General features: G+C 68.2%; 5 protein-coding genes. 4 read left to right on the top strand and 1 reads right to left on the bottom strand.

The annotated features are described in order from the left end of the window. Window positions 1-10 precede the first annotated feature (10 nt). Window positions 11-895, bottom strand: coding sequence for a carbon-nitrogen hydrolase family protein (locus ABT369_RS50765; protein WP_350624646.1), 885 nt, complete (start codon window positions 893-895; stop codon window positions 11-13). A gap of 267 nt (window positions 896-1,162) precedes the next feature. Here ABT369_RS50765 and ABT369_RS50770 point away from each other — a divergent pair, with 267 nt between their 5' ends. From ABT369_RS50770 to ABT369_RS50785, 4 genes are all read left to right on the top strand, one after another. Continuing rightward, a complete protein-coding gene (locus tag ABT369_RS50770) occupies window positions 1,163-1,918 on the top strand; it encodes an SDR family NAD(P)-dependent oxidoreductase (RefSeq protein ID WP_350624648.1) in 756 nt (251 codons plus the stop codon). A 29-nt stretch (window positions 1,919-1,947) separates the two neighbouring features. After that, complete coding sequence (locus ABT369_RS50775) at window positions 1,948-2,976, top strand: ABC transporter permease (RefSeq protein WP_350624650.1); 1,029 nt, start codon at window positions 1,948-1,950, stop codon at window positions 2,974-2,976. A gap of 50 nt (window positions 2,977-3,026) precedes the next feature. Next, complete coding sequence (locus ABT369_RS50780; protein ID WP_350624660.1) at window positions 3,027-4,184, top strand: substrate-binding domain-containing protein; 1,158 nt, start codon at window positions 3,027-3,029, stop codon at window positions 4,182-4,184. A 92-nt stretch (window positions 4,185-4,276) separates the two neighbouring features. After that, entirely contained in the window at window positions 4,277-6,745 is a 2,469-nt protein-coding gene (locus tag ABT369_RS50785) for an ATP-binding cassette domain-containing protein (protein ID WP_350624662.1), read from the top strand. Window positions 6,746-6,891 lie beyond the last annotated feature (146 nt).

Consider the following 6,891-nt stretch of genomic DNA (forward strand, 5'->3'; position numbering starts at 1 on the left):
CGGCGCCCGGCTACGTGCCGGTCGCAGCAGTCCGGGTGATCTCCCGGTACCGGTCGGGTTTGCGCTCGGCGAAGACCTCGAGCTCGTACTCGCCCGGAACGATCACCAGCTTCTTGTTGCGGGCCTGGGCGAGGTGCACGTCGGCGCCGAAGATCCCCTCGGCCCCGCCCGCGTCGACGAGGACCTCGCCGGCGGGTGAGACCACCTGGCTGCGGCCGAGGAAGGTGACGCCGTTCTCCTCGTCCGCGCGGTCGGCCACGGCAAGGTAGACGAGGTTTTCCAGTGCCCGGACCCGAGTGACGTGCTCGGCGAGAAAGGTGGCGCTCTGCGGCCACGCGGTCGGCATCGCGATGACGTCTGCCCCTTGCAGCGCGAGCACGCGCGCCGACTCGGGGAAGCGAAGGTCGAAGCAGATCATCACGCCGATGTTGCCGATCGGGGTCTCGACCACCCGGGGGCTGTCGCCGAGGCCCGGCTCCACGAAGCGGTCGACGCCGAGGTAGGGCAGGTGCTGCTTGCGATAGATCCCGAGAACCCCGTCCGGCCCCAGCGTCACCGCAGCGTTATAGAGCACGTCGCCGACCGACTCGAGGAACCCGACTACGGCGATGACCGACGCCCGTCGGCAGGCCTCGACGAGATGGGCGACTCGCCGGTCTCCCAGTGCGATGGCTCGCCGCTCAGCCTCGGCGCGCGAGTCGAACAGGTATCCGCTGAGCGCGCACTCGGGAAACACGAGGAGCTCGTGGCCCGCCGCCCCGCCGCGGCCGATCGCACCGATCGCCATCGCTAGGTTGGCGTCCAGATCGTCCTTGGTTGAGGGCAGTTGAGCAACCGCGACCCGCGTTGTTTTGTTTGTTTCATGCACCTCGGGTGACCCGCCTTCCAGCTCCAACGGGGACCGAAACGTAGCATGCTGCATGCAGCACGTCAATCAACGGGCGTCTCCGGATGGGCCTTGACATGCTGCATGCAGCATGTCAGCCTCGTTCGAGCTCGCAAGTTGTTGACGCAGGTCAGGCTGTCTGGCTCCGTGCCGATGGGCCGCCATTGCTCCGGTTCACGATCTCTCGTCGAGGTGCTTGGGGTGCCGTCGAGGCCGCACGTTCAGGCACTCTCTCCAGCCGCTTGAGAAGACCCTCATTGCTTGAAGGATGTCGATATGAGCAACGTCGTCATGATCACCGGCGCGAGCGGTGGGATCGGCGCCGGCACCGCCCGAGCGGTCGCCGCCGCCGGCAGCCCCGTCCTGCTGGTTGATCATCGAGCGGACGGCATCGAGCGACTCGCCGCGGAACTGCGCGCCGACGGGCGACAGGCTCTGGCCTACCCGGCCGACGTCACGAACGAGGCCGCCGTCCAGGGTGCGGTCGCGGCGGTGGTGGAGGAATGGGGCAGCATCCACGCGCTGGTCAACTGCGCCGCTACCATGATCTCCCGGTCCCTCACCGAAACCACGCTCGAGGACTGGACCCGGGTGCTCGGCGTCAACGCCACCGGCACGTTCCTCACGTGCAAGCACGTCGTCCGCGCGCTGGTCGCGCAGGACACGGGCGGCGTCATCCTGAATGTCTCGTCGATCTCCGGTCGCGTAGGCCTGCCGAACCAGCCCGCGTACTGCGCGTCGAAGGGCGCGGTACTGCAGCTGAGCCGGCAGATCGCCGCCGACTACGCCCGGCACGACATCCGCTGCAACGTGGTGAGCCCGGGATCGGTGCGAACGGAGCAGTTGCGCTCGTACCTCGCCGCCCAAGCCGATCCGGCCGCGGCCGAGCGCGTGCTCGTGGACGCGCATCCGCTACGCCGGATCGCCGACGTCGCCGAGATCTCCGCAGTGATCGTCTTTCTGCTCAGCCCCCAGGCGAGCTTCATCACCGGTGCCGACGTGCCGGTCGACGGTGGCTACACCGCCGTCTGACCGGCCGATCCCGGGCTCATAGGAGGTACATGCCGATGTCTTTCGACATACGCGGACCGCAGCAACAGAACGTGCCGGTGCGTCAACCCCGGCTGAGCCTGCCGCGTGGCCCGTTCGTGCCGGTGTGGGTGATGGCAGCCGCGCTCTTCGCGGCCAGCCCCCTGATCGCACCCGGCAGCCTCTCGGTCTCCGCGCTGCAGTCGATGCTGCCCTTCGCCGCGATCCTCGCGATCGCCGCACTCGGCCAGTCGTTTGTGATCAGTCAGGGGGGCATCGACCTGTCGGTGCCCGGTGCGATGGCGCTGGCCGCCGTGTTTGCCACCAAGGTGCCCCAGACGACCGGCATGCCGGTGCCGCTCGCAGCCGCCCTCGGGCTGTTGGCCGGTGCCGTGGGAGGCCTCGTCATCGGCATCGCCGTGGTGCGGTTCGGCATTGCCGCGTTTGTGGTCACCCTGGCCATGAACGCGGTGCTCATCGGCGCCGTCATGCAACTGTCGAAGGGCTTTCCGGGATCGGCACATCGTCGGTTCAGCGAGTTTGCGGCCGGCTCGCTGTGGATCGTTCCCAACCTGCTGATCATCGCCGTCGTTCTGGTCGCCGTCACGCAGTGGCTGCGGCGCCGTTCGGTGGCGGGTCGCCGTTTCATGGCCGTCGGGGCGAGTTCCTCGGCGGCGCGGCTGCTCGGTGTCCGGACGTCGACCTATCAGATCTCCGCCTACGTCGTGGCCGGACTCCTCTACGCGCTGGCGGGCCTGCTGCTCGCCGGATACCTGCGTACGCCCGACATCCTGCTCGGCAACACGTACCAGCTTTCGTCGATCGCCGCCGTGGTGCTCGGCGGAAGCCTGCTGACCGGTGGCGTGAGCAGTGCCGCCGCCACCGGCGGGGCGGCGTTGTTCCTGACCCAGCTCAATCAGGTCGTCCTGGCCGCGGGCGCCACAACGTCGGTCCAACTGCTCGTCCAAGCGGCTGTGCTCGCACTGGCGGTCATCCTTCGCCGGGTTCCGTTCGGTGCGATCTCTCGCTCCTTCAAGGCAACCGGATCCCCTGCCCGGTGACGCGGATCTAAGGATCACGGCAACCGGAAACACCCCCGACTGGAGTGACGATGCTCTACAAGCGACGCCGCATGCTGGCGGCCGGCTCACTGGTCACCGCCTTCCTCGCCATCACGGGATGTGCGACGCCGAAGGGTGACACGGCGAGTTCCACGAACGTCGACAAGGTCTACAACGACACCACCCGGATCGGCGACGTCAGTCAACTGAAGCCGATCACCGAGTTCTGCGGCAGCAAACCGCTGAAGGTGGCGCTCGCTGACGGCACGGGTGACAACGCCTGGCGCAAGACGGCCCGTGCGGAGTTCGAGAACGAGGCACGCAAGTGTCCCAACCTGACCGTGCTGCCGTATTCCGACGCCCAGAACAACCCGCAGAAGGCGATCGGCGACATCAAGGCGCTCGTGAGCCAGGGCGCCGACGCGATCGTCGTCTTCCCCGATGCCGGTGAGGCGCTGCTGCCCACCCTCCGGGAGGCGTTTCAGGCCGGCGTGGCCGTGGTGCCCTGGACCGCCAATCCGGGTGGCACGCCGGGCAAGGACTACACGACGTTCGTCGGCCACAACACCATCAACGACGGACATACCTGGGCACGGTGGACGTGTGAGCATCTGGGCGACGCGGGTGGCAACGTCCTCTTTCTCGGCGGTACACCGGGAAACACCCAGAGCACGACCGAGCTCAAAGGCGTCGAGGAAGAGTTCGCCAGCAACGCGGCCTGCAAGAACGTGAAGCTGCTGAACGACGCCGGGAAGCCGATCGACACGAACTGGAACCCCGCCCAGACGCAACGCGTCGTCGCCGGGCTGTTGACGAAGTACCCGAAGGTCGACGCGATCATCTCCGACTCGGGCGACGGCTCGCTGGGCGGCATCCGTGCCTTCCAATCGGCCAACCGCAAGCTGCCACTGTGGACCGCGAACGACCTCAACGGCTTCGCGTGCGAGTGGAAGCAGACGCACACCCAGCAGCCGGACTTCAACGTTGTCACCGTGTCCAGCCGGACGTGGATCGTCCGGCTCGCCCTGCGCAAGGCCGTCGCCGCCAAGGAAGGCATCAAGAACGACGAGCCCGAGATCATCAACATCCCGATCTACGAGGACAGCTTCGACAGCGCCAAGCAGCCCAAGTGCGAACCGACGCTGCCGACCAGCGCCATCCTGTCCGCCCAGATGCCCGCCGACGAACTCAAGAACGTCTACAACTGAGGCACATCCAGGCCTGGCCGCAGCCGGTCGCCCCGGCTGCGGCCAAGCACGAAGGGACACGCACCATGGACGCATCGAACGCCCGCCTGGTCATGCGTGGCGTGACGAAACGCTTCCCCGGCGTCCTCGCACTCGACAGGGTCGACTTCGAAGTCCACGCCGGTGAGATCCACGCGCTTGTCGGCGGCAACGGCGCCGGAAAGTCCACCCTCATGGCCGTCGCCTCCGGTGCGCTCAAGCCGGACAGCGGGCAGATCGAGATCGCCGGCCGAGTGATCACCGAGAGCTCGCCGACCGCCGCGCGGTCGGAGGGGCTCGCGATCGCCTTCCAGCATCCGGCGCTGTTGCCCGACCTCACGGTGACCGAAAACCTCATGCTGTCGGTACCGGACCGGCAGCGGCCCAGGTTCTCCGGCGCGACGCGGTGGGCGGTGGGCAAACTGCTTGCGATGGGGATGCCGATCGATCCCACCGCGACGGCCCGGACCCTGACCCTGGCGGAGAAGCAGGCGGTCGAGATCTGCGGCGCGCTGGCCTGTGACCCCCAGGTCGTCATCTTCGACGAGCCCACCGAGCCCTTCATGGCCGCCGAGACCGCCCGGCTGTTCGAGTGCATCCAGCAGCTGGCCGCCCGCGGTGTCGCGGTCGTCTACATCAGCCACCGCCTGCCCGACGTCTTCGCGCTGGCCGACCGCATCACGGTCCTGCGCGACGGGCAGACGCGCGGAACGTTCAACCGTTCCGAGGTCACCGCGCAGGAGATCGTCACCCGCGTTGCCGGCCGCGAGGTCGCGGCGCTGTTTCCCGGCCGCGCCCGCGACCCGGGCGAACCCGTCCTGCAGGTACAGCACCTCACCTCGGACCGCTTCATCGATGTCAGCGTGGAACTCGGGCGGCACGAGATCCTCGGCCTCGCCGGGGTCGAAGGAAACGGCCAGCGCGAGTTCATTCGGGCCCTCGGCGGTGCCGCGCCGTGCGACGGCCAGGTGCTGGTCGAGGGTCGTTCGGCCAACGTGTCGAATCCGCGTTCGGCGCGCCGGTCAGGCATCGTCCTCATGCCGCAGGAACGTCACGTAGAGGGTGTCGCCACGGTCCACTCCGTTCGCGACAACCTGGCCGTCGCGGCCGTCAACCGGACGGCACGACACGGAGTCATCGGCGGCCAGCGTGAAGATCAGGTGGTACAGCGGGAGATCGCGAGCCTCGGCGTCAAGCTTGCTTCACCGGAGGTTGCCGTCGAGACACTGTCCGGCGGCAACCAGCAGAAGGTGGTACTCGGCCGCGCATTGCTCTCCGATCCCAAGGTCCTGCTCTGTGACGAGCCGACGCAGGGCATCGACGTCGGCGTGCGCTCCGACATCTACCACCGGTTGCGGGCCACCGCCGACAACGGCGTTCCTGTCGTCGTGCTCAGCTCGGACAACGCGGAGCTCACCGGGCTGTGCGACCGGGTCCTGGTCTTCTCCAAGGGCCGGGTGGTGGCCGACCTCACCGGCGCCGACATCACCGATGAGGCCATCACCGCGGCATCCCTGACCGGGTCGGTCGCCGGCCATGCCGACCGGAGCACCGCGTCGGCAGGGCCTCCGCGCCGGGGCTGGCGGCGTTTCCTCGCCGGCGAGCAGAGCCCGAGCGTGTTCCTGGCCGCCGCCGTGGTCGCCCTCGGCGTCGTCGGCGCAGCGCAGAACGCCCGGTTCCTGTCGAGCTTCAACATCGCCAGCGTGCTGGAGTTGCTCGCTCCCGTGCTGTTCCTGGCCGTCGGTCAGTTGATCGTGATGATGACGGGCGGTATCGATCTGTCCGTCGGCCCGCTGAGCGGCACGCTCGTCGTCGTGGCGTCGTTCTACGTCAGCGCCGACTTCGCGGTCGGGTGGTGGATCGTGGGCTTTCTCCTGATGATATTGCTGGCGGGGGCGGCCGGGCTATGCAACGGGGCGCTGGTGCGATTCGCGGCCGTCACGCCGGTGGTGGCCACGCTCGTCACGTACATGGCGCTGCAAGGAGTGTCGCTCGCCATGCGGGACACGCCCGGAGGCACGATCGCCCAGCCGGTGACCGATGTGTTGAAGGCGAGCGTGGGCCCGATTCCCTGGGCGGTGCTGCTCGGTACGGCACTCGTGATCGCGCTCGAGTTCGTCTCCCGGCGCAGCATGGCCGGGCTCTTCCTGCGCGGTAGCGGATCGGACGACCGGGCGGCGCACAAGCGCGGCATCCCGGTCGGCAAGGTCAAGGTGCTGGCCTACGTGGCGAGCTCGTTGTGCGCGCTGCTCGGCGGCTTGCTGCTGGCGGCCCAGATCGGTGTGGGCGACCCGACCGCAGGCACGTCGTACACGCTGGCGAGCATCACCGCCGTCGTCCTCGGCGGGGCCTCCATCTTCGGTGGACGTGGCAGTTTCATCGGGGTGCTCTTCGGCGTGCTGTTGCTGCAGGTGACCCAGAATGTTGCCGTGTTCGCCGGGCTGTCCCAGGCATGGCAGTACTGGCTACCCGGCCTGATGGCACTCGCGGCGACCGGCCTCTTCGCCCAGGCGCAACGCCGGAGCCAGGTGAGATCCGGCTGAACATGGAGGGGCCCCGACCGGACACCGCGAGCGCCCACAGACTGCGGCTGGTAGCTACTTCGACCTGAAAAAGTAGATGTGGCTGCGCTGCCCACGGCTGGCCCGTGGGCAGCAGTTGGCCGCTGGGTCTGTGAGGGTGGGTCATG

It is taken from the genome of Dactylosporangium sp. NPDC000244 (assembly GCF_040300725.1).
In the GTDB taxonomy this organism is placed as follows: Bacteria; Actinomycetota; Actinomycetes; order Mycobacteriales; family Micromonosporaceae; genus Dactylosporangium.

Excerpts from the sequence above, each read along its gene's own strand:
- ABT369_RS50770 (WP_350624648.1), top strand. The coding sequence starts at position 1,163 with ATGAGCAACGTCGTCATGATCACCGGCGCGAGCGGTGGGATCGGCGCC.
- ABT369_RS50775 (WP_350624650.1), top strand. The coding sequence starts at position 1,948 with ATGCCGATGTCTTTCGACATACGCGGACCGCAGCAACAGAACGTGCCG.
- ABT369_RS50780 (WP_350624660.1), top strand. The coding sequence starts at position 3,027 with ATGCTCTACAAGCGACGCCGCATGCTGGCGGCCGGCTCACTGGTCACC.
- ABT369_RS50785 (WP_350624662.1), top strand. The coding sequence starts at position 4,277 with ATGCGTGGCGTGACGAAACGCTTCCCCGGCGTCCTCGCACTCGACAGG.